The organism is Martinezella dioscoreae, from assembly GCF_009176305.1.
Lineage (GTDB): Bacteria > Pseudomonadota > Alphaproteobacteria > Rhizobiales > Rhizobiaceae > Rhizobium > Rhizobium dioscoreae.
Map to the genome: position 1 here is coordinate 622,707 of NZ_BLAJ01000003.1, position 25,957 is coordinate 648,663.

A 25,957-nucleotide genomic window follows, 5' to 3' on the forward strand; every position below is an offset into this window, starting at 1 on the left:
ACTGAACGGCGCTCAAGCGCGCAGACGCTATGACACCAGACGCGTTCAATGCGCGTAAACGGGAAAAGCTCAATTTTAATCATCACTTAGGAGCCGTAATCAGACTCCGGAAAACGAGGCCGAAACATGGTTTCGCCCTCGTAACCAACCGATCGCCGACACGTCAACGTCGGCGATTTGTGTCGTTCTAGGACACGTATTTCTTCAAGAATTCCACCGTCCTTCCCCAGGCGAGATCGGCTGCCTTCTTGTCGTAACGGGCGGCCGAGGTGTCATTGTTGAAAGCATGATTGACGCCTTCATAGACGAAGATTTCGAAGGTCTTACCGCCTGCCTGCAACTCCTTGCGATAGGCATCGATACCGGCGTTGATGCGATCGTCGAGGCCGGCATAGTGTAGCAATAGGGCCGCCTTGATTTTCGGAACCTCGCCCGCGGGCGGCTGCGCGCCGTAATAGGCAACGCCTGCCTTCAGCTCCGGCGAGATGGTCGCAAAACGGTTGACTAGGCCACCACCCCAGCAGAAGCCGACGGCACCGACCTTGCCGTTGGCGCCATCCGTCTTTGCGAGGTAAGTCAGGCTCGCTTCGGCATTGGCGGCCGTCAATGCCGGATCGAGATTGGTGAACATGTCGCGCGCCTTGTCCTCATCCTCGGGCGTGCCGCCCAGCGGAGACAAGAAATCCGGCGCCAGCGCCACGAAACCTTCCAGCGCTACGCGGCGGGCGACATCGCGGATATGCGGGTTGAGGCCTCGGTTCTCGTGGATGACGATGACACCACCGAGCTTGCCGGCCGCATCTTTCGGGCGGGCGAGATACCCCTTCATCTCGCCCTTGCTGCCGGCAAAGGTCACGTCCTTCGTGTCCAGCCTGCTATCGTCGGCGGCAATGATCTCGGCACTCGCCTTGTTGGCGGCAAGCAGCGGCGCGATGGCGGCGGCGGCCCCGGCCGAGCCTGCGAGCTTGGTCAGCTTTTCCATGAAACCCCGACGATCGAGCGTCAGATGCGTGTATTCGTCATAGGCGTTGATCATCGCCTGCGTCACAACCGGCTTTTCCGTGCTCATGATCCTGTTCTCCCTGTTTCCCCGGCAGCAGGCAACAAACGACCGGCCACCCGCTGACAAGATAGGTCAGCGGATCTCACCGCAATGGGAAAGGAAAAACACAAACGCGTTACCGCAGGTTGCGGCTGCGGTCGTCATCCTGCATCAGGAGAAGGTGAGCCAGATGCCGAGCCAGCCCCACATGCAGACCAGGGCTGCAAAACCAAGGGCGAAGAGCGGACTGCGATAGCGCAGATCGTTGCTGGTCACATGCACGAAGGCATGAGCGTAGCGTGCCGCGACAAAAATCCAGGCGAGGATCACGGCCGCCAGATTATCGGCCTGTGTGGTGTAGAGTACGATGCAGCAGGCATGGAAGAGCAAGGGAAGTTCGAACTGATTGGCGAGGCTGTTTCGCACTACCAAGCTTTCCGCTGGCTCATCGGCTGCATGATTTTCGCGGAATTGCTCTGGCTGAATGCGGCCGGCCTTCACCAGCACACGGCGGCGCCATCCCAGGAGCGCATAGAGGATGAAAACCAGTACCGCATGCGCCACCATGGGCCAGAACATTTCATAGCCTGTCACGCGGCCAACTCCTTTGGAACTTCCGAAAGCTATACAGTAGATCTGAAATGCTGCAGCGACCTTTGCGCGTCGCATATGACGCGCGGCACTGTAGTCGATCAGGACGGTTTGGAACTGTCGCGCGATAGGTAGCGAAAAATCGCAAAACGGACCAGCAGAATCACTGTCACAACCAGCGTCAGAAATTTCAGCCTGATGATGATGGGCAGGAGGGTCGCAAGCAGCGATACCGTGGCATCGGAGGGCATTGCCGGCGGATAGAGCATCAGGCCGGCGATATTCTCGGCATAATCGACAAGCGTATAAAAGATCGGCAGGCAGAAAATGACCGTGGTCCCACCCGGTGGGATCGGCCGGCCGAAGAAAAAACCGCCGGGGCCGACCAGCCGCATCAGGCAAAACAGCAACCCGCCCAGCACCAGCGGGAAGATCAGCTCCGGCCCGAGATACATAGAATGCAGGATCGCGGCCGGATCGGGATGCTCCCGGAGATAGCGCAGCATGGCGATGACATCTTCGCTCTCATAGCCGCCGATGCGCACATCGAGCATCGACTGGCCGGCGGCGGCATCGCTGAATGCTCTTGCGAAGCCGGCATAGATCCAGGCGAAGAGTGCCAGCGAAAGAGCCGCAAGGATCGCCGCCAGGCCCTGTAAGGACCTGGCGTTGCCCGAAGCGCGATCTGCCATCAATCAGCCGCCTGCGCCCGGATAGTTCGGGCTTTCGCGGGTGATCGTGACGTCATGGGCATGGCTTTCGCGCAGGCCCGCGCCGGAGATGCGCACGAAGGTCGCGCGCTCCTGGAAATCCTTGAGGTCGGCACCGCCGACATAGCCCATGGCCGCTTTGAGGCCGCCTGCGAGCTGATGCAGCACGCCGGAGACAGGCCCCTTATAGGGAACCTGGCCTTCGATGCCTTCCGGCACGAGCTTCAACGTGTCGCGGACCTCGGCCTGGAAGTAGCGGTCGGCCGAGCCGCGCGCCATGGCGCCGACGGAGCCCATGCCGCGATAGGCCTTGAAGGAGCGGCCCTGGTAGAGATAAACCTCGCCCGGGCTTTCATCCGTACCGGCAAGCAGCGAGCCGATCATCGCTGCGGAAGCGCCGGCGGCGATCGCCTTTGCCAGGTCGCCGGAGAACTTGATGCCGCCATCGGCGATGACGGGAATGTTCTGAGCCTGCGCAGCCTCGACCGCCGACATGATGGCTGCGAGCTGCGGCACACCAACACCAGCGACGATGCGGGTCGTGCAGATGGAGCCGGGGCCGATACCGACCTTGACGGCGTCAGCGCCGGCATCGATCAACGCCCGCGTGCCGTCATAGGTGGCGACATTGCCGGCCATGATGCGGACGGAGTTGGACAGCTTCTTGACGCGGGTGACGGCATCGAGAACGCGCTGCGAGTGACCATGGGCGGTATCGACGACCAGAAGGTCGACGCCAGCCTCAATCAGGCGTTCGGCACGTTCGAAACCGTCATCGCCGACGCTGATGGCGGCGGCAGCGCGCAGGCGGCCCTGAGCATCCTTCGAAGCGTTCGGGTTCAGCTGCGACTTCTCGATATCCTTGACGGTGATCAAACCGACCAGACGGCTGTCAGCGTCAACGACAAGCAGCTTTTCGATGCGGTGCTTGTGCAGCAGGCGCTTGGCTTCCTGTTGCTGGACGCTTTCTGCGACCGTGACCAGATTTTCGCGGGTCATCAGCTCGAAGATCTTCTGGGAGGGGTCGGAGGCGAAGCGGACGTCGCGATTGGTGAGGATGCCGACGAGGCGGTGCGACTTTTCGACGACCGGGATGCCGGAAATGCCGTGGGCCTTCATCAGAGCAAGCGCTTCGGCAAGCGTGGCGTCGGGGCCGATGGTGACCGGATTGACCACCATGCCGCTTTCGAACTTCTTGACCTGGCGGACCTCTTCGGCCTGCTGCACCGGTGTCAGATTGCGGTGGATAACACCCATGCCGCCGGCTTGGGCCATGGCGATCGCAAGACGGCTTTCCGTGACCGTATCCATGGCGGCGGAGAGGATCGGCAGGTTGAGCTCGATGTCCTGGGCGATGCGGGTGGCGATATTCGTCTGGCCCGGCATGACCTCCGAGTGTCCCGGCTGCAGGAGCACGTCGTCGAATGTGAGGGCATCCAACCCGGTTGACGTTTCAATAATGCGTGCCATGGCCAATTCCTTCGTCTGTGAAAAACAGGAAAGCCCGGAACGAATCGTCTACCGGGCGATCTTGCAAGTGTTGCTTGGAAGTTGGCGAGGGCTGGTAACACGTTCATGACAGGAAGGGAATAGCAAAAAGCGAGGGGCAGATATGCTAAGCCTTGGCTTCAGCGCGGGATTCGGCTGCAATGTTCAGAGATTTTTACGCTAGATGTTGGCGTGGCCATCGACAAAGGCCTCGATGAAGCGGACCCGGTTATTCGGCTCCACGTCGTCGTCAGGCGCTTCCGACAGGGGCAACGGCGGCAGTCTATTCCGGAAAATTGTGCCATGACATATTGTGCCATGACATAAGGTATCACGGTCGGCCGGACGCAGGAGCCCTTGGGCCTGCTTGTTGAAGAAATGGTCTTTCAATGCTCAAAAGCCCGGTTACGTGCGAAGTTCGCTACCGCATCGATCACCATAGAATTTCGGAATTCGAAGCTTACAGCCGGATTTGGATCGAGCTCATCGAACGCCATGGCGGAACGCATCACGGCTACTTCATACCCAGAGACAAGCCGGCGGAGGCGGGAGTGAGCTTTCCGGGCATAGGTGAAGAAGGCCCCGGCGACATAGCGGTCGCACTATTTACATTTCCAGATGAGACAACCTACCTGCAATACCGCGAGCGTGTTGCAGCCGATCCGGACGGAATTGCCGCAAACGAACGCTTCGGTAGGAGTCCACCATTCATCAGCTACGAGCGAACTTTCTTGCGGCCGGTGCTACGGGTAAAGTCTTAAACAGAGGTGACACTCATGGGTTTCTGGATAGCAAGCGTCGCGGGATTGGCGATCGCCTATCTCTTGGGCTCCATACCCACGGGCTATCTGGCGGGGAGACTGCTCAAGGGCGTTGATATTCGGGAACTCGGTTCCAAATCGACTGGCGCAACGAACGTATTGCGGACCCTTGGGAAGTGGCCAGCCTTGGTGGTGCTCCTGGTCGATGTGCTGAAAGGAGCCGCGGCAATCGTCTTTGCCCGTTGGTTCTATCCTTGGCTCCAAACATTGCCATCCATATCGCCGCCGATTGCGCTTGATCAGCAAAACTTCGTTTTGTGGGCGGTTTGCTTAGCGGGACTCGCGGTTCTGCTGGGGCATAGCCGCCCGATCTGGCTGAATTTTAAGGGCGGCAAATCCGTCGCAACGGGACTTGGCCTGTTGCTGGCGATAGCCTGGCCGGTGGGATTAGGTGCAGTGACCGTTTTTGGCATTACGCTGGCTATTTTTCGGATTGTTTCTCTCGGCTCAATCCTGGCAGCTTTGACGGCGATTGCCCTTGTCTGCGGCTTGGAGCAGCCGTTGCCATATCGATTGCTGGTGATTGCCGGTAGCCTTTATGTGATCGTGCGCCATCGTATGAATATTCAGCGACTGCTGACAGGAACGGAACCTCGTCTCGGGCGAAGTGCCGTGATCCGGAATTGAATGCGCGGAGCTTTTGCGAATTTCGGTTGTGACCTGGAGCCGGTTTTGCCATGCTGAAATGCCTCTCGGATGCACCATTGATCGGTAGAGGAATGCCACATGAAGACAGTCACAGCCGGCGTTCTGGAAATCGCTTATCGGGAAAGCGGGCCGCCCGACGGCCAGCCGGTGATCCTTTTGCACGGCTTCCCGTATGACATTCATGCTTACGATCAGGTGGCCGAGCGACTCGCTGGAGATGGATGGCATTGCTTCGTGCCGTTCCTGCGTGGATTCGGCTCGACGCGATTCCTTTCCGACGAAACCTTCCGGTCAGGAGAGCAAGCCGCTCTCGGTTCGGACCTTCTGGCTTTCATGGACGCGCTTGGTATTTCTTCGGCGACGCTTGGCGGCTATGATTGGGGTGGCCGGGCAGCCTGTATTGTCGCTGCCCTTTGGCCCGAGCGTGTTCGCGGTTTGGTAAGCTGCGGGACGGGATACAACATCCAGAACATCACCGCCGCCGGCCAACCCGCGTCGCCCGAAGAGGAATATCGCTATTGGTATCAATATTACTTCCATTCGGAGCGTGGCCGAAGAGGACTGAGCGAGAAACGCTGCGAGCTTTGCCGTTTCATCTGGAAGCTATGGTCTCCCACATGGAGTTTTGTTGACGCAACTTACGAACAGAGCTTTGCGGCATTTGAAAATCCGGATTTTGTGGATGTCGTCATTCATTCCTATCGACATCGGTTCGGCGGTACTCCCGGAGATCCAGAGCTGCAGTCCATAGAGGCAGAACTAGCCAAGCAACCTGATATCGTCGTGCCAACCTTTGTTCTGCAAGGTGCCGACGACGGTGTCGATCCACCTGATGCAATCGACCATGCCGCGCCGCATTTCAAGGCCGCGTTTTACCAACGACGTATTATTGCAGGGGTTGGACACAATCTGCCGCAGGAGGCGCCTGCTGCTTTTGCAGGCGCCATCCGTGCCGTTATGCATCAAGATAATGGTCCCTTTCGCGACCGTTCTTGAGCTTACATCTCGCCATCAAGTCGCTGTCTTCAAACATCGAACTGGTAGCTTTTCGGAATGTAGCGAAAACCTTCCGACTGTTTTTCGACGAAGCCAACGGCGGGGAAAGGCATGTGGAAGCCGAGGAAGGGGATGCGGTCGGCGGCGATCATATCGAAGATGCGGCGGCGGGTTTTCGCGGCCTGCGCCTTGTCCGCATCGAAGCGGACTTCCCAATCCGGGCGGCCGAGCGATAGGACATAATGGTTGGCGGTATCGCCGGTCATGACGAGTTGGCTGCCGCCGGATTCTAGGTGGAAGACGAGATGGCCGGGCGTGTGGCCGGGCGCCAGCATGGCGGTCATGCCGCTGACGATCTGGTCGCCATCCCTAAGGAAGGTCATCTTTTCGGCGAAGGGCACGACATTGGCGAGGACGGCCTTATGGCCGCCTTCCGCCGGTGTTCCCTCACGCGCCGTATCGGTCCAGAACCCATATTCGATCTCGCCGGCAACGTAGCGAGCATTCGGAAAGGCCGGGCCATCCTCCTCCATCAATCCATTGATATGATCGCCGTGCAGATGCGTCAGAGCGACGACCGTGACCTGCTCAGGCGTGTAGCCGACCGCCTTCAGCCCTTCGCGAAAGCGGCCGAGGCCACGAGCGCGACCGGCGGCACCAAAGCCGGTATCGACGACGATCACGTCGGAGCCGGTGTCGATGATGGCGGGCGCATAGCTGTTGACGAATTTTTCCGTCGGCAGGAAATTCTGCTCCAGCAGTTTGCGAACGGTGTCCGGCGTCTGGTTCGAGCCGAAAGTCTCCCAGGGGTTGTCTATGATGTTAGCGCCGTCCTTGACGACGGTGACGGTGCAGGATCCCAATTTGAACCGATGCGTATCCGGGGGCAGGACGGCAGTCATGAACTCACTCCTTATGTTGATGCGCAGCGTAAGCTGCGCCTATCGCAGCCTCCGGTGACGGCGGCCTGGAAGTTGCGCGTCTACGACCGAAAATTTGGTCATGACAACACAATCCAAATCCGCTAATAGACCGGACGACGTTTTATGCGTTTAGCATTTCCATGCTCTTAGCATATGTCAAATCCTGCGTCCCACCCGATGCGGCAGTGGATATCACGAAGACGTGATCCCCAAGCGCTGATGGAGCAAAATCCAGGATTGGCAGCAGCCTCGCATAGGACTACAGAGCGGCTGATCGCACCCTGAGCGGCGGCTTTCCGAAGACAGACCTATCAAGGCGGATGCCCATGAATCGCATCGTTCCATTGATCCTCGCCGTAGCCCTTTTCATGGAACAGATGGATTCCACCGTCATCGCGACAGCGCTGCCGGCCATCGCCAATGATCTGCATGTCGGCCCGATCACGCTAAAGCTGGCGCTGACCTCCTACATGGTATCGCTGGCCGTCTTCATCCCGATCAGCGGCTGGATGGCGGATCGCTTCGGCGCGAAGAACATCTTCCGTGTTGCCATCTGTGTCTTCGTCATCGGCTCCATCATGTGCGCCTTCTCGGGCGGCCTCGTGGAATTCGTCTTCGCCCGCTTCCTGCAGGGTGTCGGCGGCTCGATGATGACGCCGGTCGGGCGCCTTGTGCTGGTGCGCACCACGCAGAAGAGCGATCTGGTGTCAGCGATGGCGCTGCTCTCCATTCCCGCGCTCGTCGGCCCGCTTGCCGGTCCTCCGCTCGGCGGTTTCATCACCACGTATGCCTCCTGGCACTGGATCTTCCTGATCAACGTGCCCGTCGGCATCCTCGGCGTGATCTTGGCGTCAATCTTCCTGCCCGACGTGGAAGCGACAATGCCGCCGAAGCTCGATGTCATCGGTTTCCTGCTGACCTCTTTCGCCGCATCCGGAATCGTCTTCGGCATGTCCGTCATCAGCCTGCCGGCACTGCCGCCCTATATCGGCATCTCCGCCGTCGTCATCGGCTTCGTCTGCGGCTTTCTCTATATCGGCCATGCGCGCCGTCACCCGGCCCCGATCCTCGATCTCACGCTGCTGAAGAACGCCACCTTCCGCGCCTCGGTCACCGGGGGCACGCTGTTCCGCATCTGCATCGGTGCCATGCCCTTCCTGACACCCTTGATGCTGCAGCTCGGCTTCGGCCTCAATCCATTCCAGTCCGGCCTCATCACCTTTGCCGGCGCCATCGGCGCGATCTCGACGAAATTCATCGCTCGCCGGGTCTTTACCGCCGTCGGCTTCAAGACAGCGCTGCTTTCGGCCGCGGCCATCACCACCCTGACGACGATCTGCACCGGCTTCTTCCAGCCCTGGACGCCACACCTCATCATTGTCGGCATCCTGCTGATTGGCGGCTTCTCGCGCTCCTTCTTCTTCACCGGCATCAATGCGCTCGCCTTCGCCGATATCAACGACAAGCAGGCAAGCCAGGCGACATCGATGAGCTCCGTCATGCAGCAGATCAGCCTGGCGCTCGGTGTCGCCGTCGCCGCCATGATCCTGGAAACCTCGACCTTCTTCAGCGGAACGGAACTGCAGGTCCGCGATTTCCATATCGCCTTCTTCTGCATCTCGGTTCTGACCGTACTTGCGACCATCCCCTTCATCCGGATGGATCGCAGTGCCGGTGCCATGGTCTCCGGCCATAAGGCCGGTCTCAAGCGCGTCGCCGCCCTTCAGCCGCAGGTGCAGCAGCCGGCCGCAAAATGACAACACGATCCCTACGCTTGGGCAACGCCGTAGCGTAATCGAGATCTCGCCGATTCATGGATCGAGAGCCGCCGAACTTAACGCACGGCGGCGGCTTCCGCCTCTTCTGTCTCGCCTTCCGGCTTCCGGCCCTTGAAGCCCTTCGCCAGCAGGAACATTTCCACCGACTCGGCTCTGGATGCGCCGGGCTTCACATGGATGACCTGACGGAAATTCTGTTTCAGGAAGGTCAAGAGGTCGCGCTCGGTGCCGCCCTGGAAGGTCTTGGCAAGAAAATGTCCGCCTTCCGCCAGCACCTCGACGGCGAAATGCGCAGCCACTTCGCAAAGATGCATCGTGCGCAGATGGTCGGTGCGGTGATGGCCCGTCGTCGGCGCCGCCATATCGGATATCACGAGATCCGGCGTGCCGCCGACGGCATCGATCAGCCGCTGCGGCGCTGTCGGATCGAGGAAATCGAGCTGCAGGATACTGACGCCGGGTATCGGCGCCATTTCGAGGAAATCGATGGCGGCGACGCGGATATCCTCCTCGGTCGAGTCGGTCACCTTGGCGGCGATCTGTGACCAGCTGCCCGGAGCGGCACCCAGATCGATGATGCGTCGCGCGCCCTTGAGGATCTGATGCTTCTCGTCGATCTCCAGCAGCTTGAAAGCGGCGCGGGCACGATAGCCTTCCAGCTGGGCGCGCTGCACATAGGGATCGTTGATATGGCGCTGCAGCCACTGCCGCGACGAGGCCTTCAGCTTCTTTTTCTTGACGCGCTGACCGAGTTTGCGGCCCGTGCGGTTGCCGGCGATGGTTGGCTTGGTCACGTCTGCGGCCCCTTCATATCCCTCGGTCGATGACCCCGGCGCGAGCGGCCTCGCCGCCAAACGCCGTCGTCTGCCATCATGTCGGTCAGCAGTCCCTCGCGCAGGCCGCGATCAGCAACGCGCATGCGCGGGCTCGGCCAGCGGCGGCGGATCGCCTCTAGAATGGCGCAACCCGCCAGTACCAGATCGGCACGATCCGGCCCGATGCAGGGATTGGCGGCGCGGCCGGCAAAATCCCAGGACAGGAGCTTCGCCTGCATCGCACTCACTTCATCATCCGACAGCCAGACGCCATCGACCCGGCGCCGATCGTAGCGCGGCAGATCGAGATGGACGCCTGCAAGCGTCGTTACCGTGCCGGAAGTCCCGATCAGGTGGAAGTCGCCGCTGTCACGTGCGGCGCCATGAACCGGCGGGCAATCGAAACGCTCGAGCATGCGCTGAACCTCACACACCATCGTCTCGAACAGCTCCGGCGTCACGTCGCGACCGCCATGCCGCTCGGAGAGCGTGACGACACCGACGGGCAGCGAGGTCCAATGGGTGATGTGATTGGCCAGCCGGCTGGAGCGATTCTCGCCGATGCGGATGACGGCAATTTCCGAAGAGCCGCCGCCAATATCGAACAGCACGACCGAGCGCGCTTCCGGCCCCACAAGCGACGAGCAACCGGAAACGGCAAGCCGCGCCTCGGTTTCGCGGTCGATGATTTCGAGCTGCAATCCGGTCTCTTCGGTCACCCTTGCTAGAAACGCTTCGCCGTTGTCAGCGGCGCGGCAGGCTTCGGTCGCGATCAGCCGCATGCGCCGGATCTCGCGGGTCTTCAGCTTAGCCGCGCAGATGCGCAGCGCTTCCACGGCGCGGTCCATGGCATCGCTGGAGAGGCGGCCACTGGCGCCGAGCCCTTCGCCAAGACGCACGATGCGGGAAAATGCATCAACCACTCGGAACTGACCCGGACGAGTCGGCTGTGCGATCAGCAGACGGCAATTGTTGGTGCCGAGATCGAGAGCGGCATAGAGATCGAGCGGACGGGAATCAGCCTCGGCATAATGGTGCTGCCCCTGGCCTTCACGTCGCGGCTGAGGCTGCCGGTTCTGACGGTGATCGTCGTGGGTCGGAGCGTGGACATTCGCCTGCGTATTCGCTGGAGCGACGATCTGCGCCGTCTTCTCATGCACGAGAGGCCGACCCTGCAGGCCGCGCTTGCTGCGATGCTTGCGCCGATTCTTGCCGCTCTTATGCGAGGAGGGATGGCCATGCTCAGTCGAAGCGCGATGCTCCGCCTGTGATGAAAACTGCTGTGTTGACGAAGAAGGCTGCGCGCCACCCTGGGCTGCGCCGCGTGCACGGCGGCGGCGCTTGCGCTTTCTAGCCGGCGAGCCGGCCTCATCCTCTGCTGGGCGCTGCGCCACCTGGCTGGACTTACCTGCCTGGCTAGCCTCCGCAGAATGAGCGTTCGGGCGGCCATGACCGCGCTTACGCTTCGCGCGCCGGGAGGATTTACCCTTCCTGCGCTCTGCTGCCGGCGCCCCGTCTGCCTGCGGCGCTAGGCCGCTTTCGGGGTCACTCACGTATCTTTTCCACCGCACCGCGCAAGGCCTTGGGGGCATGCTGCTGGCGCTCGTTCGATTTTCGTTGGGCAAAGAATACCAGCAGGATGGGTTTTCGCCAAATTCTTTTTGATTCACGCCATTTTAGTCGCGCCGGAAACAGCCCTCAGGCGATGAGGTGCGCCCTAACATCAGCTGCAAGTTGCTGCATCCGATCGATCGGCGCGTGACCGATCAGCATGAAGGCGTGTGTGGCGCTCGACCAATAGACGACATTCATGCCGCGACGATTTTCCATGTCCGGAGCGGCCATACCCCTGGTGGACTGAACGATGCAGAGTGCCATCGGGCCGCTTTCCGGATCGAGATAGGCGATCTGGGCAAGTGGCTTGCTGTCATAATTCAGGATCTGAGCACGCTTGAACTCTATGCCCGGCATGGCAATCGCTTCGGGCGCCAGCGACAGATCCAACTTGGCACCGACCTCATTCAACTGCGCGACCTGCTGCGCATGGTCTCCGGCCGGAGCACTCAGTGTATCCGCCGTATAGAGCGAAAGATATTCCGCCACGACGGCACGCCATTCGGTATCCTCGTCCGGCTTCGAAAGCTTACGGCCGATGCCGATCACCGCGCGGTCGATGGCGATGGCGGCTACGAAACTCGCAGCCATTGCGGCCAGGAAACCGCGGCGGCCAATGCCAGCGGCGCGGACCTTGCTTTCCTTTGACGAGGCAATGGCGGCAAGCATGGCATCCAGCTTCGCAGCCGGCGCCTCGGCGAGCATCGGCTGAAACGCTTCAGAAAAGGGCAGCGTGCTGCGCGACAAAAAATCGAAACGCTCCGCCACGTGCTCGTCGCTGGCGATTAGCCCCTCGATCCTATCGCGGTCGGCAGCATCCAGCTCGCCATCGATGAAGGCGGTGAGCTGTTCGTCCGTAACCATCTGTCCTTTGTTCAATTCACTCATTTCCATTCCCCAGTCGCCCACCTCCGGACGCTTTTCCGTCAGCCGCCACCCCCATGCCATCAGCGAGCTTCGCCCGCGCTGCCGCCAACCGGCTCATGACGGTTCCGATCGGCACATCGAGAATTTCAGCCACTTCACGATAGGAAAGCCCCTCGACATAGGCCAGGAACACGGCAGTGCGCTGTGCTTCCGGCAATGCCTGCACGCGCTGCAAGACCTGCCCGGCGAGAACACGCGTTTCGGTTTCCTGTGCGCCGTCAAATACGAGCGTCTCGTCGGCATCGACGAAGCCCTGCCCCATACGCACACGGCGCGAACGGACCTCGTTCAGCCAGATCGAGTGGAGGATGGCAAACAGCCAGCGGTCGAGCCTCGTGCCGGCGGTAAACTGCGCCGCCCGCTCCAAAGCTCTGACGCAGGTCGCCTGCACGAGATCATCCGCCACGTCGCGCTGGCGCGACAGCACCACGCCGTAGCGCCACAACCGCGTCAGATGCTGGGACAGGCCTGCCCTGATATCCTCTTCGCTCGCTATGACATCCTCCGCGGCATTCGCAGGTCCGGAAACCGCCGACCTTTTCGGCGGCTCCGTTGCTGTCAGACTATAAGCAGAAATAGCACCACGAGCGACCGGCATCACTCCCATATCTCTCGCAAAGCTCCCCGCTTGCCGTCTTTATCACTGACCCGGATCTGCGATCACAGGCTGGACGGATTCATGATCGCGGCGTGGAGATCGCGATACTCCTCGCAGCTCGTATTGCCGCAGAGCGTCTTGATCGTGTTCAGCTGATCCTTGGCGAGGTCCATCTGGCCCTTGATGACGTAGGCTTCGCCGAGATATTCACGAACCAGCGTGTACTTCGGATCCATGGCGACGGACTTCTGGTAATAGGAAATGCCTTCGTCCGTACGGCCGAGCTTGCGGGTAACATAGCCGCGATAGTTCAGCGCTTCTGCCGTATTCGGGTTCTTCATCGTGTCGAGAACCGCCAGGGCTTCCTCGTAGCGATGATCCTTCTTGGCGAGCGAATAGGCGTAGTCGGCGCGGTTTTCGTCGGTGACATTGGCGCTCTGCTGCTTGACGCACTTCTTCGCCTTCTGATCGTAGATCTCGCCCTTCTTGCAGGTCGGCGTCGTGCTGGAATCGTCGCCGGCGGCGAAGACGGGAACGGCGAAAGCGCCGACGGTCAGGCCTGCACCGAGGGCGATGGAAGCCAGGCGAAATGCTTTGGTCGTCATGGAATGTCTCCTTGGCAAAATGAACGTTGCGAGGGGAGAACACACCGTCTGTATATTTTATTCGAACGACCCGAGAATTTTTTCGACGCATCCTATGTCGAGACGCCGTCACTCTTTCGTGACTGCTCCGGCATCGAATAGACCACCTCTATCGCGTGTTTCAACCGACATGCCCCTCAAGGGCACAGGAGAAACTCGTGACCGATACCGTCAAACTTCTAGGCCTTGCCGTCGCAACGCCCGACAACATCATCCTCCAGCCCGACGCTGCCGAGACGGCGGGCCGTCTGTTCTCGGACCGTTTTCAGGATTTCAAGTATCTCGCGCGCGTGTTCGAGAGCACCGGCATTCGCAAGCGTCATGTGGCGCGGCCCCTTTCCTGGTTCGAAGAGCCGCATGGCTGGCAGGATCGCATGGCTGCCTATACGAAGGTGGCCTCGGAGCTTTTCCGCCGTTCCGCAACAGCAGCGGTACAGCGGGCCGGTATCGAGGCCAGAGAGGTCGACTGCATCGTCACGGCTTCGTCCACAGGGCTTGCGACGCCGAGCCTCGAGGCACGGCTTGCCGGCGAAATGGGCTTCCGTAGCGATATCGAGCGCGTGCCGATCTTCGGGCTCGGCTGTGCCGCCGGCGTGTCCGGCCTTGCCGTTGCGACGAAAATGGCAAGAAGCCGGCCAGGCGCCGTCGTGCTCTTCGTCGCGATCGAACTCTGCTCGCTCGCCTTCCGCCTAGACGAACTGACACGGCCCAACATTATAGCCACCGCGCTGTTCGGCGATGGAGCAGCAGCCTGTGTGCTGCGAGCCGGCGAAGGCGGCATTGCGGAAATCGAATCGACAGGCGAACATCTTTTCCCCGACAGCCTCGGCATCATGGGCTGGAAGATCGACGATACCGGTTTTGGCATCATCCTCGAACAATCACTGCCGGTCTTCGCCGAAACGCATCTGAGGCGCGCGGTTGCCGGGATTCTGGAGCGATCCAGGCTTTTGATCTCCGATGTCGACCGCTTCATTTGCCATCCCGGCGGCGCCAAGGTGCTGTCTGCCCTCGAGAAGTCGCTCGGCCTTGAAGAAGGTTCGCTCGATATCGAGCGCGAGGTGATCGGCGACTATGGCAACATGTCCTCTCCCACCGTGCTGTTCGTGCTGGAGCGGGTGATTGCGGCCGGATTGCCGGAGCGTTCCGCCCTACTCGCCATGGGGCCGGGATTTTCGGCAAGCTGCATTACCCTGAGGAGGGTTGCGTGATGCTGTGGCCATCGATCGCGCTTCTGACCTTCGTGACGCTGCAGCGGCTGGCAGAGCTCGTCTATGCCAGGCACAATACCGCGGCGCTCCTTGCCCGCGGCGCTCGGGAACATGCGCCGGAGCATTATCCCTTCATGGTGGCGATGCATACGACATGGCTGATAGGATTGTGGTTGCTCGCCATCGGCCGGTCGGTCGATCCCGCCTGGTTTGTGCTCTTCATGGTGCTGCAGGGACTGCGTCTCTGGGTGCTGGTGACACTCAAGGATCGTTGGACGACACGCATCATCATCCTGCCCCGCGCGGCGCTGGTGACCAAAGGACCCTATCGCTTCCTCAGCCATCCGAACTATGCCGTTGTCGTCGGCGAGATCGCCGTCTTGCCGCTCGCTTTCGGCATGCCGCTTTATGCCGCGATCTTTTCTCTGCTCAACGGCATCATTCTTGCTATCCGCATCCGCGCCGAAAACGCCTGCCTGCGACAGACTGCAAGCTGATCCGCATTTTTCAATTGCGCCACTGAAATTTGGCAGGCATTTTCGATGCTTAGAGCGCGGTCAGGCAATGCGGAACGACCGGGTGGCAATGCAATGAGCATGCGGATAGCAGGGTGAGATGACAAAGAACGCAATCGTTCTCGGTGCTGGTATCGTCGGGGTTTCGACGGCAATCCATCTGCAGCGGCGGGGACGGCAAGTCGTCCTCGTCGATCGGCAGCCACCGGGCCGTGGGACCTCGTTCGGCAATGCCGGCCTTATCCAGCGCGAGGGCGTGGTGCCCTATGGCTTTCCGCAGCAATTCGGCCTGCTGCTGCGCTATGCCTTCAATAACCGCATCGACGCGCATTACCATCTGCGCGCGCTGCCGGCGCAGATCGCCTTCCTCGCGCGCTATTGGTGGAACTCCAATACCAAGCGCCACGAGATGATCTCGCGCGCCTATGCGCCGCTCATCGAACATTCCGTCAGCGAGCACAATGACCTCATCGAAGCCTCGCATGCAGAGGAGCTCATTCGCAAGAATGGCTGGATGGAGCTCTTCCGCTCGAACGAGAAGCGGGATGCCGAGTTTGCCGAGGCGGAGCGCCTCAGCCGCGAATTCGGCATCGGCTATGACGCGCTGAACAGCGCAGAGATCGCAAGTGCCGAGCCGCATCTGAGAGGCAGCTTTGCCGGAGCACTTCGCTGGCGCGATCCCTGGTCGGTGCTGGACCCGCACGGATTGACGGCCGCCTATCGGCAATATTTCGAAAGCATTGGCGGCCGTGTGACGACCGGAGACGCGGTTTCGCTCGGCATGGCAGGTTCGGCCTGGAGAATGGTGACGGCGGAGGGATCGATCGAGGCGGAGGATGTTGTCGTCGCACTCGGCCCCTGGGCCGATATCGTCACGAAACGCTTCGGCTATGCTTTCCCGCTCGGCGTTAAGCGCGGCTACCACATGCATTACGCCGCCGAGGGCAATGCCATCCTCAACAACTGGATGCTGGATGCCGAGCGTGGCTATCTGCTGGCGCCGATGAGCCGGGGCATCCGGCTGACGACCGGCGCCGAATTCGCCCTGCGCGATGCACCGAAGACCCCGGTGCAGCTCGACCGTGCCGAGGCCGTCGCGCGCACCACCTTTCCGCTCGGCGAACGGCTCGATCCGGAACCCTGGATGGGCGCTCGCCCCTGCACGCCCGACATGATGCCGATCATCGGCAAGGCGCCGCGCCACAACGGCCTATGGTTCGCTTTCGGCCATGCCCATCATGGATTGACGCTCGGCCCGGTGACCGGCCGCGTGCTTGCCGAGCTCATCACCGGCGAGACGCCGTTCATCGATATTTCGGCCTATGCTCCTAGCCGATTTGCGCCCTGAGCCTTTGGCTTAGAGCGGTTCAGCTTTTCACGGAATCTCCGAACCGCTCTATCTCTTTGGTTGCACGCAATTCCGGACGGAAAACCGCTACCCACTTTTCCTGGAATTGCTTTAGAGGATTGCCCGGAGACTTTTGACAGAGGCATCGACGATCTCTTCGATCGTGGCGTCGATGTCGACGGTCACGACGCCGGGCTCGCCGGTCGGCACTTCCAAAGTCTGCAGCTGGCTTTCGAGCAGTGACGCCGGCATGAAATGCCCCTTGCGCTCGCCCATGCGCTTCGTCAGCAGCTCCTTCGAGCCTTCGAGATAGATGAAATAGAGATGGCCGCCGGCAGACGCCCGCAGGCGTTCGCGATAGACACGCTTCAGCGCCGAGCAGGTAACGACAACTCCCTCGTTTTTCGCAAGGCTTGCCGATATTTCCTGACCGATCTTTTCGAGCCAGGGCCAACGATCCTCGTCCGTCAGGGGGATGCCCTTGCTCATCTTCTCGACATTGGCGGCCGGATGCAGCGCGTCGCCTTCGATAAAATGGATGCCAAGCTTGGCCGCGACACCCTCACCGATTGAGGATTTGCCACTGCCGCTCACACCCATGACGATGATGGCAAGGGGAACGTCTTGATTATCGTGCATAAGGCCTGTCCGGAATGATTGACTTGAACGGGGCACGACCGGTCTCGCCAGCCGTGCCCGATTCACAACTTGGATCAATCCAGCGGAAAGAAACAGGAAAATTTATGCGTTCCCTCGCCTGCGAGTTCCGGTTCGACCTGCCGGCACTTGTCCTGGGCACGCCAGCAGCGCGGATTGAAGTGACATCCCTTCGGCGGATTGAGCGGGGACGGCAATTCGCCCTGAAGGCGGATACGGTTCTTTTCGCGATCCGGATCGGCGATCGGCGTCGCCGACAGTAGGGCGGCCGTATAGGGATGGCGCGGCCGGGTGAAGACCTCTTCCGCCGTGCCGGTTTCCACCGGGCGTCCGAGATACATAACCATCACATCGTCTGCGATATGACGGACGACGGAGAGGCCATGCGAGATAAAGAGGTAGGCAAGGCCCATCTCTTTCTGCAGGTCCATCAGCAAGTTCAGGACCTGCGCCTGAATCGACAGATCGAGTGCGGACACCGGCTCATCGAGCACCAGCACCTTCGGCCGCAGCATCAGGGCGCGTGCGATGGCGATGCGCTGGCGCTGGCCGCCCGAGAACATATGCGGATAACGATCGTAGTGTTCCGGGCGCAGACCGACGCGCGCCATCATCTCCTCCACCTTGCGGCGGCGTGTGGCGGCATCATCATCCGTGTTGATCTTCAGCGGCTCTTCCAGGATAGAGCCGACCTTCTGACGCGGGTTCAGCGAGCCATAGGGGTTCTGAAACACGATCTGCACGGCGCTGCGCAGGCTGCGGTCGCCGAGTCTGGCGGGCTTGCCGTCGATCAGCAATTCGCCCGCCGTCGGATTTTCGATCATCGTCACCAGACGGGCGAGCGTCGATTTACCGCAGCCGGATTCGCCGACGACAGCGAGCGTGCGGCCCGACTGCAGGCTGAAGCTGACGCCGTTCAGCGCCTTGACGGTCGCTTCCGGTTTGAAGGTGCCGCGCTTGACGGTGTAGAAACGGGCGAGATCGCGCCCTTCGAGAACAGCGCCGGTCATGCGGCACCTCCTGCTTTTTGCGTGGCGGCAATCCCGGGGTGGCCGAGCGGCTTGCCATGTTGCAGCGGATAATTGCATAGGGCTACGCCCAATTCAGGCCCCTGACGCTTGACGCCCTTATCGCATTCCGGCGTGGCAAAGGAACAGCGGGGCGCAAAGAGACAGCCCGTCGGGCGATCATGCTGACCGGGAACGACGCCGGCGATCGATGGCAGGCGCTCGCCGACTTCGGCACGTTCCGGCAGAGCCGAGAGAAGGGCTGCCGTATAGGGATGATGCGGATCGCGGAACAGCGCCTTGACCGGCTGCTCCTCGACCTTCTGGCCGGCATATTGCACCTGCACGCGCTCCGCCGTTTCGGCGACGACGCCCATGTCATGGGTGATGAGCACGAGCGCCATGCCCTGCTCCCGCTGCAGGCGCACGAGCAGGTCGAGGATCTGCGCCTGGATCGTCACGTCGAGCGCGGTCGTGGGCTCATCGGCGATCAGCAGTTTCGGATTGCAGGCGAGCGCCATGGCGATCATGACGCGCTGGCTCATGCCGCCGGACATCTGATGCGGGAAGTTCGACAGCCGATCCTCGGGCGCGGGAATGCCGACAAGATTCAGCAGTTCGATCGAGCGTTCGCGACGCGCCTTGCGGTCAAGCCCCATGTGGATGCGCAGTGTCTCGCCGAGCTGGAAGCCGACCGTGAAGCACGGATTGAGGCTCGACATGGGTTCCTGGAAGATCATTGCCATGTCCTTGCCGATGATCTTACGGCGCTGGCGCGAGGAGATGCCGCGCAGATCCTTGCCATCGAACATCATGCGGTCGGCGGTGATCTTCGCCGTCCAGGGCAGAAGGCCCATCATGGCCAGCATGGAGACGGATTTGCCGGAACCGGATTCGCCGACGATCGAGAGGATTTCTCCCTTGTCGCAGGTGAGCGAAACGCCATCGACCGCCCGGAACAGGCCGGACGAGGTCTGGAATTCAACGGATAGGTTTTCAATATCGAGGAGTGCCATTACGACCTCTTCAGCTTCGGGTCGAACGCATCGCGCAGGCCGTCGCCCATCAGGTTGATGGCGAGCACTGTGATCAGGATGCAGAGACCGGGGAAAGTAACGAGCCAAGGGTTGCTCTGGAAGAATTCACGCGAATCCGCGAGCATCGTACCCCATTCCGGCGTCGGCGGCTGCGCGCCCTGGCCGAGGAAGCCGAGGGCTGCAGCATCGAGAATGGCGGCCGAAAAGGCAAGCGTCGCCTGCACGATCAGCGGACCGAGGCAATTCGGCAGGATCGTCTTGAACATCAGCCGCAGAGGACCGGCGCCGGCAACACGCGAGGCGATGACATATTCCTTGTCGCGCTCGGCCATGACGGAAGCGCGGGTCAGACGAACGAAATGCGGCTGGTTGACGATGGAGATCGCGATCATCGCATTGGTCAGGCCCGGTCCGAGGATTGCCACCAGCACCAGGGCAAGCAGCAATGACGGGATGGCAAGAATGATGTCCATGATGCGCATAATGATCGTATCGATGCGGCCACGGGCGTAGCCGGCGACAAGGCCGATCAGGATGCCGGCGATCGCCGAAAGCGAGGCAACGACGAGGCCGATAAACAGCGAGAAGCGCGTGCCATAGATGAGGCGCGACAGGAGATCGCGACCATTGGCATCGGTGCCGAGTAGGAAACTGCTATTGCTGCCCTCCGCCCAGGCTGGCGGCAGACGCTGCATGTCGCTGCCGTAAGCGGCATCGGGATTGTGAGGCGCCACGACGCCGGCAAAGATTGCCAGAAACAGGACAAAGAGGAAGATCGCAAGGCCGATGACGGCGCCCTTGTTGCGAGAGAAATAATACCAGAACTCCGCAAGAGCGGAAGGACGGTCGGATTTGACACTAACCGTTTTGACGCTAACCGTGCTCATGGGGCCGCTCCTAGTGACGAATGCGTGGGTTGACGAAGCCGTAGAGCAGGTCGACAGCAAGATTGACGAGCATGACGATGCCAGCGATCAACAACAGGCCACCCTGCACCACCGGATAATCGCGCTTGAAGACGGCGTCGATCATCCATTTGCCGATACCGGGCCAGGAGAAGATGCTTTCCGTCAGGATGGCGCCGCCAAGCAGCACGCCGACCTGCAGGCCGATCGTGGTGACGACGGGGATCATCGCATTTCGCAACGCATGCACGGAAACGACGCGCAGTGGCGACAGGCCCTTGGAGCGCGCCGTGCGCACATAATCCTCGCCCAGCACTTCCAGCATGGCGGAGCGCGTCTGGCGCGCAATGACGGCGAGCGGAATGGTGCCGAGCACGATGGTCGGCAGGATCAGCGAATTCAAAGCGGACCAGAAGGCGCCCTTCTGAGCGGAGAGGAGGCTGTCTATCAGCATGAAGCCGGTGATCGGCTTGAAGAAATAGATGAGGCCGATGCGGCCGGAAACCGGCGTCCAGTGCAGATAGCCGTTGAAGACGATGATCAGCAGCAGGCCCCACCAGAAGATCGGCATGGAATAGCCGACAAGAGCCACACCCATGACGCTTTGATCGAACCATGTGCCGCGCTTGACGGCGGCGAAAACGCCGGCCGGAATGCCAAGACAGATCGCAAGGATCATGGCGCAGATCGACAATTCGAGCGTTGCCGGGAAGAAAGTCAGGAAGTCGGTCAGCACATCGCGCTTGGTGGTGATCGAGGTACCGAGGTCGCCATGCAGGGCGTTCCAGATATATCGGCCGTACTGTACCACCATCGGCTGGTCGTAGCCGAGATCGTGGGAGATTTGCGCATGACGTTCCGGCGACATGACGCGTTCGCCCGACAGCAGCATGACGGGATCGCCGGGAAGCAGGCGGATGAAGGAGAAGGCGACGATCGATACGCCGAGAAATGTCGGGATCAGCACCGCTAGCCGGCTGAGAAGAAATCGCAACATGGCAGATGTCCAAATTTTTCCGGCGGTCAGACAGGGTGTCTGACCGCCGGGTCGCCCGGTCTTAGCCGGGCATTCTCACAGATTTTTCGTTATTCGGCGATATCGACGCCATCGAAGCGGTGAACGCCGACCGGATCCTGGAAGTAGCCGGAGACATTCTTCGTCATCGGGATGAACTCTTCCGAATGGTCGATGGTCATCCAGGGAGCTTCGCGCTTGAAGACGACCTGAGCCTGTTCGTAGAGCTTGGTGCGCTCCTTGACGTCGGCTGTCTGCTTGGCCTTCTTCACGAGATCGTCGAATTCCTTGTTGCACCACTGCGCGCGGTTGTTGCCGCCGACGGCATCGCAGCCGAGAAGCGTGTCAAGGAAGTTGTCCGGATCGCCGTTGTCACCCGTCCAACCGAGGATGGCCGCACCGTCGCGGTCCTTGGCGGAAGAGAGCTTCAGGTACTGAGCCCAGTCATAGGTGACGATCTCGACCTTGACGCCGATCTTGGCCAGGTCTGCCTGCATGAGTTCGGCAGCGCGGCGGGCGTTCAGCATGTACGGACGCGAAACCGGCATTGCCCAGATCTTCATGCTCAAATCCTTGACGCCAGCCTTTTCAAGCAGCTTCTTGGCTTCGTCCGGATTGTAGGCGTCGTCCTTCACGTCCTTGTTGTAGGACCACATGGTCGGCGGGATCGGGTTGGTCGCAACCTTGCCGGAACCCTGGAAGACGGCATCAACGATGGCCTGCTTGTTGACGGCCATGTTGATCGCCTTGCGAACTTCGACCTTGTCGAACGGCGCAACGAGCGTGTTGTAGGCAAGGTAGGAAACGTTCAGGCCGGCCTGTTCGAGAACCTTGAGGTTCTTGTCAGCCTTCAGATCCTTGATGTCGGCGGCGTTCGGGTAAGGCATGAGGTTGCATTCGCCGGACTTCAGCTTCTGCGCGCGGACGGATGCATCCGGCGTAATCGCGAAGACGAGATCGTCGATCTTCTCCTTGCCCTTGAAGTAGGTTTCGTTCGCCTTGTAGCGGATGACGGCATCCGGCTGGTAGGCGACGAAGGTGAACGCGCCGGTGCCGAGCGGCTGCTGGTTCATCTGCTCCATCTTCTTGTCGGCCTGCAGCTTGTCTGCATATTCCTTCGACAGGATCGAGGCGAAGTCCATGGCGAGGTCGGCGAGGAACGGAGCTTCCGGACGGTTCAGAACGAACTTGACGGTGAGGTCATCGACCTTGTCGATCGACTTGATGAGCTTGGGGAAGCCCATGCCGTCGGCATATTCATAGGAACCGCCGGCAACATACTTGGCCCACGGATTGTCCGTACCGAGCTGACGGCCGATCGAGAAGATGACGTCGTCGGCATTGAGGTCACGCGTCGGCGTGAAGAAATCGGTCGTCTGGAACTTCACGCCCTTGCGAAGCTTGAAGGTGTATTCCTTGCCGTCGGGGGAAACGGTCCAGCTTTCGGCGAGGCCGGGTTCGATCTCGGTGCTGCCGTGCTTGAATTCGACAAGACGGCTATAAACCGTGCGCGAGGAAGCATCAAATGTGGTGCCGGCGGTATAGATGCCGGGATCGAAACCTTCCGGCGAACCTTCCGAGCAATAGACAAGCGTTTTCGACCAGGCGGACGTCGCCATGACCGAAGCCAAGGCTGTCACTGCCAGCAGGACAGAAATCTTTTTCATGATATCGTTTCCCAGATTTGTTATTCTTTTGAAGCCGTGGACACCACCAGAGGTTCCCATCCGGATCGCGCCGATGGAACTTTATTTTAAGTTTGAAAGCAACAAGCGCCGCCTAAAATTTTTCCAATTTCTATAGTTTGGAAATTTTTGGGCGAAAAAACCTTTGAATTGGTAATTTTCTGGCAAAAAATTACGTGCTTTTGGTTGATTCAGAATGATTTGCCGTTTTCCTCTTTCCATCCGCCAACGGCCTATTGCCCGGATAGGAGGCAATACAAACGAAAATCCGCAGCTACCGGCGGTAACTGCGGACCAAAACATGACCGAACTTCGGATAACCGATTAGGCGGCCGGGGCCGCGACCACCGGCTTCTTCGCAATCGCCTTGTGATCTTTGTCGGTGAGGCCGAGCAGGAAGTTGATCTGCGGGCGGGCCTTGACGAGGTCGTCGATGGAATATTCGGTCAGAACGTCGAAGAAAGCATTGAGCGCCTTGCGCAACGCCGAGTTGAGGCCGCAGCTATCGACTAGCGGGCATTCCACCACCCCATCCTCGAAGCACTCCGCCATGGCGAAACTGTCCTCGGTGACGCGGACAACGTCGAACAGGCTGATATCGGTCGCCGGCTTCGCAAGCCGCACACCGCCATTGCGGCCACGCACAGTTTCAACGAGACCTGCCTTGGTCAGCGGCTGCAGGATCTTGAAGAGGAACAGCTCGGACACGCTGTATGCCTTGGCGATCTCCGGGATGCGGCTGAGATGGCCTTCATTGGCGGCGCAATACATCAGCATGCGCACGGCGTAATTGGTCTGCTTGGTCAAGCGCATGCCGATCTCCTGGAATCAAGGCTGCTTAGGGGCTGACCCCGTATATAGTGGCTTTCTTAGTTTTGAACAATTCCAAAATATGAAATTCATATTCAGCTTATTTAGAAAGCCTGCCCTCCAGCCCCTGCCGACCTCCAATCGGCGATGCCTCGAAGCTCATGGCACGGAAATCCAGACCGCCATTTCGCAGCCGCCCGGCTCGCGGAAATGAAACCGACGGCCGCCCGGAAAATCGAAAGCCGGACGGGTGATGACGCCGCCGGCAAATTCGACGGCGCGCTGTGCGGCCTCCAGATCGGTGGTGCGCACGACGGGCAAAGGCGTGCCGGCCGCCTCCCCCGCATCTCCGTCAATGCCGGCATCTATTCCGGCCGCCTCGATGACATGGTAGGTCGGCCCATAGCTGACGAAGCTCCAGTCGAAGGCTTCCTCGAAGAAGCGGCGGGTCTTCAGGCCATCTTTCGACGGAAATTCGAGATAGTCGATCTGATAGGTCATGGCCATCGCTCAGCCCTCCCGTTGTTCTTGTTTTGTTCTAGATGAAAACAGCGGCCCTGACAAGATGACTCCATCGAAAACAAACGCAATAAAAAAGCCGCCGCCCGAAAATACCGGACGACGGCTGATACGAGCCGGTGATTGCGATGCTTACTTCATCGTCGGCATCACGAATTCCGCACCGTCCTTGATACCCGACGGCCAGCGGGCAGTGATCGTCTTGGTGCGCGTCCAGAACTTAATCGAATCCGTGCCGTGCTGGTTGAGATCGCCGAAGCTCGATGCCTTCCAGCCACCGAAGGAGTGGTAAGCGAGCGGAACCGGGATCGGAACGTTGACGCCGATCATGCCGATATTGATGCGCGAGGCGAAGTCGCGGGCCGCATCGCCGTCGCGGGTGTAGATGGCGACGCCGTTGCCGTATTCGTGCTTCATCGGCAGATCGAGCGCTTCTTCGTAGTTCTTGGCGCGAACGACCGAGAGAACCGGTCCGAAGATCTCGGTCTTGTAGATATCCATGTCCGGCTTGACGTGATCGAACAGCGTGCCGCCGACGAAATAGCCGTCCTCATAGCCCTGCAGCTTGAAGCCGCGACCGTCGACGACCAGCTTGGCACCTTCCTCGACGCCGCGGTCAATCAGGCCATTGACGCGGTTATAGGCATCCTTGGTGACGAGCGGGCCCATGTCGGCCTTGTCATCGGTATAGGGGCCGATGCGCAAGGATTCGATCTTCGGCACCAGCTTCTCGACGAGACGGTTAGCGGTCTCTTCGCCGACCGGAACTGCGACAGAGACCGCCATGCAGCGTTCGCCGGCAGAGCCGTAGCCGGCGCCCATCAGGGCGTTGACGGCCTGGTCCATATCCGCGTCGGGCATGATGATCATGTGGTTCTTGGCGCCGCCGAAGCACTGGGCGCGCTTGCCGTTCATCGCGGCCGTGCCATAGACGTAGCGGGCGATCGGCGTGGAGCCGACGAAGGAAACGGCAGCGATATCCGGATCGGTCAGGATGGCGTCGACAGCGGCCTTGTCGCCGTTGACGACGTTGAGGATGCCGGCAGGCAGGCCGGCTTCGATCATCAGTTCGGCCAGGCGGAGCGGCACGGACGGATCGCGCTCGGACGGCTTCAGGATGAAGGCGTTACCGCAGGCGATTGCCGGGGCGAACATCCACATCGGGATCATGGCCGGGAAGTTGAACGGCGTGATGCCGGCGCCAACGCCGACAGGCTGGCGGATGGAATACATGTCGATCGCCGGGCCGGCGCCTTCGGTAAACTCACCCTTCTGCAGATGCGGAATGCCGCAGACGAATTCGCAGACTTCGAGGCCGCGGACGATATCGCCCTTGGAATCCTCGACCGTCTTGCCGTGCTCCTTGGAAAGAAGCGTCGCCAGCTCATCCATGTTCTGGTTCAGAAGTTCGACGAATTTGAAGAAGACGCGGGCGCGGCGTTGCGGGTTGGTGGCAGCCCATTTCGGCTGAGCGGCCTTGGCATTTTCGACGGCTGCGCGCAGTTCCTCGACGCTGGCGAGCGCGACGGTTGCCTGCACTTCGCCGGTTGCCGGATTGTAGACGTTGCTCGTGCGTCCGCTCGTGCCGGCGACGTGCTTGCCGCCGATGAAATGACCGATCTCACGCATGGATGTGCCTCCTCGTTTTCTTGG

The 25,957-nt window shown here is 60.4% G+C and carries 26 protein-coding genes; 7 read left to right on the plus strand and 19 right to left on the minus strand.

The window, feature by feature from the left end; translation table 11 throughout:
• Window positions 1-187 precede the first annotated feature (187 nt).
• The 4 genes from GDN47_RS14905 to guaB all read right to left on the minus strand — a co-directional run bounded on the left by GDN47_RS14905 (window position 188) and on the right by guaB (window position 3,813).
• Entirely contained in the window at window positions 188-1,069 is an 882-nt protein-coding gene (locus GDN47_RS14905; protein WP_152093679.1) for a dienelactone hydrolase family protein, read from the minus strand.
• Between the two features lie 144 nt (window positions 1,070-1,213).
• Complete coding sequence (locus tag GDN47_RS14910) at window positions 1,214-1,636, minus strand: MAPEG family protein (RefSeq protein WP_113353810.1); 423 nt, start codon at window positions 1,634-1,636, stop codon at window positions 1,214-1,216.
• Window positions 1,637-1,734: 98 nt separating this feature from the next.
• Window positions 1,735-2,325, minus strand: coding sequence for a hypothetical protein (locus tag GDN47_RS14915; protein ID WP_152093680.1), 591 nt, complete (start codon window positions 2,323-2,325; stop codon window positions 1,735-1,737).
• A gap of 3 nt (window positions 2,326-2,328) precedes the next feature.
• A complete protein-coding gene (gene guaB, locus GDN47_RS14920) occupies window positions 2,329-3,813 on the minus strand; it encodes an IMP dehydrogenase (RefSeq protein WP_113353808.1) in 1,485 nt (494 codons plus the stop codon).
• Window positions 3,814-4,220: 407 nt separating this feature from the next.
• Between guaB and GDN47_RS14925 the strand changes: the two genes are divergently transcribed.
• From GDN47_RS14925 to GDN47_RS14935, 3 genes are all read left to right on the plus strand, one after another.
• A complete protein-coding gene (locus tag GDN47_RS14925; RefSeq protein WP_152093681.1) occupies window positions 4,221-4,592 on the plus strand; it encodes an NIPSNAP family protein in 372 nt (123 codons plus the stop codon).
• A gap of 15 nt (window positions 4,593-4,607) precedes the next feature.
• The gene (gene plsY, locus GDN47_RS14930) at window positions 4,608-5,279 is read left to right on the plus strand and encodes a glycerol-3-phosphate 1-O-acyltransferase PlsY (RefSeq protein ID WP_152093682.1); all 672 of its coding nucleotides are present in this window, start codon (window positions 4,608-4,610) and stop codon (window positions 5,277-5,279) included.
• 99 nt (window positions 5,280-5,378) lie between these two features.
• Entirely contained in the window at window positions 5,379-6,296 is a 918-nt protein-coding gene (locus GDN47_RS14935) for an alpha/beta fold hydrolase (protein WP_152093683.1), read from the plus strand.
• 29 nt (window positions 6,297-6,325) lie between these two features.
• Here GDN47_RS14935 and GDN47_RS14940 read toward each other — a convergent pair whose 3' ends face one another.
• Window positions 6,326-7,198, minus strand: coding sequence for an MBL fold metallo-hydrolase (locus GDN47_RS14940; RefSeq protein WP_152093684.1), 873 nt, complete (start codon window positions 7,196-7,198; stop codon window positions 6,326-6,328).
• 347 nt (window positions 7,199-7,545) lie between these two features.
• Here GDN47_RS14940 and GDN47_RS14945 point away from each other — a divergent pair, with 347 nt between their 5' ends.
• Complete coding sequence (locus tag GDN47_RS14945) at window positions 7,546-8,976, plus strand: MFS transporter (RefSeq protein WP_113353804.1); 1,431 nt, start codon at window positions 7,546-7,548, stop codon at window positions 8,974-8,976.
• 77 nt (window positions 8,977-9,053) lie between these two features.
• On the opposite strand, the gene GDN47_RS14950 is transcribed toward GDN47_RS14945, so the two are convergent.
• The 5 genes from GDN47_RS14950 to GDN47_RS14970 all read right to left on the minus strand — a co-directional run bounded on the left by GDN47_RS14950 (window position 9,054) and on the right by GDN47_RS14970 (window position 13,556).
• Entirely contained in the window at window positions 9,054-9,791 is a 738-nt protein-coding gene (locus tag GDN47_RS14950) for an RlmE family RNA methyltransferase (protein ID WP_145322554.1), read from the minus strand.
• Complete coding sequence (locus tag GDN47_RS14955; RefSeq protein ID WP_113330115.1) at window positions 9,788-11,365, minus strand: Ppx/GppA phosphatase family protein; 1,578 nt, start codon at window positions 11,363-11,365, stop codon at window positions 9,788-9,790. Before GDN47_RS14955 ends, GDN47_RS14950 begins: the two co-directional genes overlap by 4 nt.
• A gap of 145 nt (window positions 11,366-11,510) precedes the next feature.
• On the minus strand, window positions 11,511-12,314 hold the full coding sequence (locus GDN47_RS14960; protein ID WP_233788600.1) for an anti-sigma factor family protein: 804 nt from the start codon (window positions 12,312-12,314) through the stop codon (window positions 11,511-11,513).
• Window positions 12,307-12,951, minus strand: coding sequence for an RNA polymerase sigma factor (locus tag GDN47_RS14965; protein ID WP_152093685.1), 645 nt, complete (start codon window positions 12,949-12,951; stop codon window positions 12,307-12,309). Before GDN47_RS14965 ends, GDN47_RS14960 begins: the two co-directional genes overlap by 8 nt.
• Window positions 12,952-13,013: 62 nt before the next feature.
• Window positions 13,014-13,556: a tetratricopeptide repeat protein gene (locus tag GDN47_RS14970; RefSeq protein WP_152093686.1), complete on the minus strand. Its 543-nt coding sequence runs from the start codon at window positions 13,554-13,556 to the stop codon at window positions 13,014-13,016.
• Window positions 13,557-13,753: 197 nt separating this feature from the next.
• Here GDN47_RS14970 and GDN47_RS14975 point away from each other — a divergent pair, with 197 nt between their 5' ends.
• The 3 genes from GDN47_RS14975 to GDN47_RS14985 all read left to right on the plus strand — a co-directional run bounded on the left by GDN47_RS14975 (window position 13,754) and on the right by GDN47_RS14985 (window position 16,669).
• A complete protein-coding gene (locus tag GDN47_RS14975; RefSeq protein WP_152093687.1) occupies window positions 13,754-14,806 on the plus strand; it encodes a type III polyketide synthase in 1,053 nt (350 codons plus the stop codon).
• Complete coding sequence (locus GDN47_RS14980; RefSeq protein ID WP_113353801.1) at window positions 14,806-15,303, plus strand: isoprenylcysteine carboxyl methyltransferase family protein; 498 nt, start codon at window positions 14,806-14,808, stop codon at window positions 15,301-15,303. The genes GDN47_RS14975 and GDN47_RS14980 overlap by 1 nt, the downstream gene beginning before the upstream one ends.
• 118 nt (window positions 15,304-15,421) lie before the next feature.
• A complete protein-coding gene (locus GDN47_RS14985; RefSeq protein ID WP_152093688.1) occupies window positions 15,422-16,669 on the plus strand; it encodes an NAD(P)/FAD-dependent oxidoreductase in 1,248 nt (415 codons plus the stop codon).
• A gap of 111 nt (window positions 16,670-16,780) precedes the next feature.
• Here the strand turns inward: GDN47_RS14985 and GDN47_RS14990 are convergent, their stop codons facing one another.
• From GDN47_RS14990 to GDN47_RS15030, 9 genes are all read right to left on the minus strand, one after another.
• Window positions 16,781-17,308: a gluconokinase gene (locus GDN47_RS14990; protein WP_152093689.1), complete on the minus strand. Its 528-nt coding sequence runs from the start codon at window positions 17,306-17,308 to the stop codon at window positions 16,781-16,783.
• Between the two features lie 74 nt (window positions 17,309-17,382).
• Window positions 17,383-18,336, minus strand: coding sequence for a peptide ABC transporter ATP-binding protein (locus GDN47_RS14995; protein ID WP_145322539.1), 954 nt, complete (start codon window positions 18,334-18,336; stop codon window positions 17,383-17,385).
• Window positions 18,333-19,349: an ABC transporter ATP-binding protein gene (locus GDN47_RS15000; RefSeq protein ID WP_152093690.1), complete on the minus strand. Its 1,017-nt coding sequence runs from the start codon at window positions 19,347-19,349 to the stop codon at window positions 18,333-18,335. The genes GDN47_RS14995 and GDN47_RS15000 overlap by 4 nt, the downstream gene beginning before the upstream one ends.
• On the minus strand, window positions 19,349-20,257 hold the full coding sequence (locus GDN47_RS15005) for an ABC transporter permease subunit (protein ID WP_113330107.1): 909 nt from the start codon (window positions 20,255-20,257) through the stop codon (window positions 19,349-19,351). The genes GDN47_RS15000 and GDN47_RS15005 overlap by 1 nt, the downstream gene beginning before the upstream one ends.
• Window positions 20,258-20,267: 10 nt before the next feature.
• Entirely contained in the window at window positions 20,268-21,272 is a 1,005-nt protein-coding gene (locus GDN47_RS15010) for an ABC transporter permease subunit (RefSeq protein WP_152093691.1), read from the minus strand.
• A gap of 89 nt (window positions 21,273-21,361) precedes the next feature.
• Entirely contained in the window at window positions 21,362-22,957 is a 1,596-nt protein-coding gene (locus tag GDN47_RS15015; protein ID WP_113330106.1) for an ABC transporter substrate-binding protein, read from the minus strand.
• A 342-nt stretch (window positions 22,958-23,299) separates the two neighbouring features.
• On the minus strand, window positions 23,300-23,788 hold the full coding sequence (rirA, locus tag GDN47_RS15020) for an iron-responsive transcriptional regulator RirA (RefSeq protein WP_113330105.1): 489 nt from the start codon (window positions 23,786-23,788) through the stop codon (window positions 23,300-23,302).
• A 156-nt stretch (window positions 23,789-23,944) separates the two neighbouring features.
• On the minus strand, window positions 23,945-24,292 hold the full coding sequence (locus GDN47_RS15025; protein WP_106996675.1) for a VOC family protein: 348 nt from the start codon (window positions 24,290-24,292) through the stop codon (window positions 23,945-23,947).
• Between the two features lie 144 nt (window positions 24,293-24,436).
• A complete protein-coding gene (locus GDN47_RS15030; RefSeq protein ID WP_152093692.1) occupies window positions 24,437-25,933 on the minus strand; it encodes a CoA-acylating methylmalonate-semialdehyde dehydrogenase in 1,497 nt (498 codons plus the stop codon).
• Window positions 25,934-25,957: the final 24 nt, after the last annotated feature.

Excerpts from the sequence above, each read along its gene's own strand:
- GDN47_RS14905 (WP_152093679.1), bottom strand. The coding sequence starts at position 1,069 with ATGAGCACGGAAAAGCCGGTTGTGACGCAGGCGATGATCAACGCCTAT.
- GDN47_RS14915 (WP_152093680.1), bottom strand. The coding sequence starts at position 2,325 with ATGGCAGATCGCGCTTCGGGCAACGCCAGGTCCTTACAGGGCCTGGCG.
- guaB (WP_113353808.1), bottom strand. The coding sequence starts at position 3,813 with ATGGCACGCATTATTGAAACGTCAACCGGGTTGGATGCCCTCACATTC.
- GDN47_RS14925 (WP_152093681.1), top strand. The coding sequence starts at position 4,221 with ATGCTCAAAAGCCCGGTTACGTGCGAAGTTCGCTACCGCATCGATCAC.
- plsY (WP_152093682.1), top strand. The coding sequence starts at position 4,608 with ATGGGTTTCTGGATAGCAAGCGTCGCGGGATTGGCGATCGCCTATCTC.
- GDN47_RS14935 (WP_152093683.1), top strand. The coding sequence starts at position 5,379 with ATGAAGACAGTCACAGCCGGCGTTCTGGAAATCGCTTATCGGGAAAGC.
- GDN47_RS14940 (WP_152093684.1), bottom strand. The coding sequence starts at position 7,198 with ATGACTGCCGTCCTGCCCCCGGATACGCATCGGTTCAAATTGGGATCC.
- GDN47_RS14945 (WP_113353804.1), top strand. The coding sequence starts at position 7,546 with ATGAATCGCATCGTTCCATTGATCCTCGCCGTAGCCCTTTTCATGGAA.
- GDN47_RS14960 (WP_233788600.1), bottom strand. The coding sequence starts at position 12,314 with ATGAGTGAATTGAACAAAGGACAGATGGTTACGGACGAACAGCTCACC.
- GDN47_RS14965 (WP_152093685.1), bottom strand. The coding sequence starts at position 12,951 with ATGCCGGTCGCTCGTGGTGCTATTTCTGCTTATAGTCTGACAGCAACG.
- GDN47_RS14970 (WP_152093686.1), bottom strand. The coding sequence starts at position 13,556 with ATGACGACCAAAGCATTTCGCCTGGCTTCCATCGCCCTCGGTGCAGGC.
- GDN47_RS14980 (WP_113353801.1), top strand. The coding sequence starts at position 14,806 with ATGCTGTGGCCATCGATCGCGCTTCTGACCTTCGTGACGCTGCAGCGG.
- GDN47_RS14985 (WP_152093688.1), top strand. The coding sequence starts at position 15,422 with ATGACAAAGAACGCAATCGTTCTCGGTGCTGGTATCGTCGGGGTTTCG.
- GDN47_RS14990 (WP_152093689.1), bottom strand. The coding sequence starts at position 17,308 with ATGCACGATAATCAAGACGTTCCCCTTGCCATCATCGTCATGGGTGTG.
- GDN47_RS14995 (WP_145322539.1), bottom strand. The coding sequence starts at position 18,336 with ATGACCGGCGCTGTTCTCGAAGGGCGCGATCTCGCCCGTTTCTACACC.
- GDN47_RS15000 (WP_152093690.1), bottom strand. The coding sequence starts at position 19,349 with ATGGCACTCCTCGATATTGAAAACCTATCCGTTGAATTCCAGACCTCG.
- GDN47_RS15005 (WP_113330107.1), bottom strand. The coding sequence starts at position 20,257 with ATGAGCACGGTTAGCGTCAAAACGGTTAGTGTCAAATCCGACCGTCCT.
- GDN47_RS15010 (WP_152093691.1), bottom strand. The coding sequence starts at position 21,272 with ATGTTGCGATTTCTTCTCAGCCGGCTAGCGGTGCTGATCCCGACATTT.
- GDN47_RS15015 (WP_113330106.1), bottom strand. The coding sequence starts at position 22,957 with ATGAAAAAGATTTCTGTCCTGCTGGCAGTGACAGCCTTGGCTTCGGTC.
- rirA (WP_113330105.1), bottom strand. The coding sequence starts at position 23,788 with ATGCGCTTGACCAAGCAGACCAATTACGCCGTGCGCATGCTGATGTAT.
- GDN47_RS15025 (WP_106996675.1), bottom strand. The coding sequence starts at position 24,292 with ATGGCCATGACCTATCAGATCGACTATCTCGAATTTCCGTCGAAAGAT.
- GDN47_RS15030 (WP_152093692.1), bottom strand. The coding sequence starts at position 25,933 with ATGCGTGAGATCGGTCATTTCATCGGCGGCAAGCACGTCGCCGGCACG.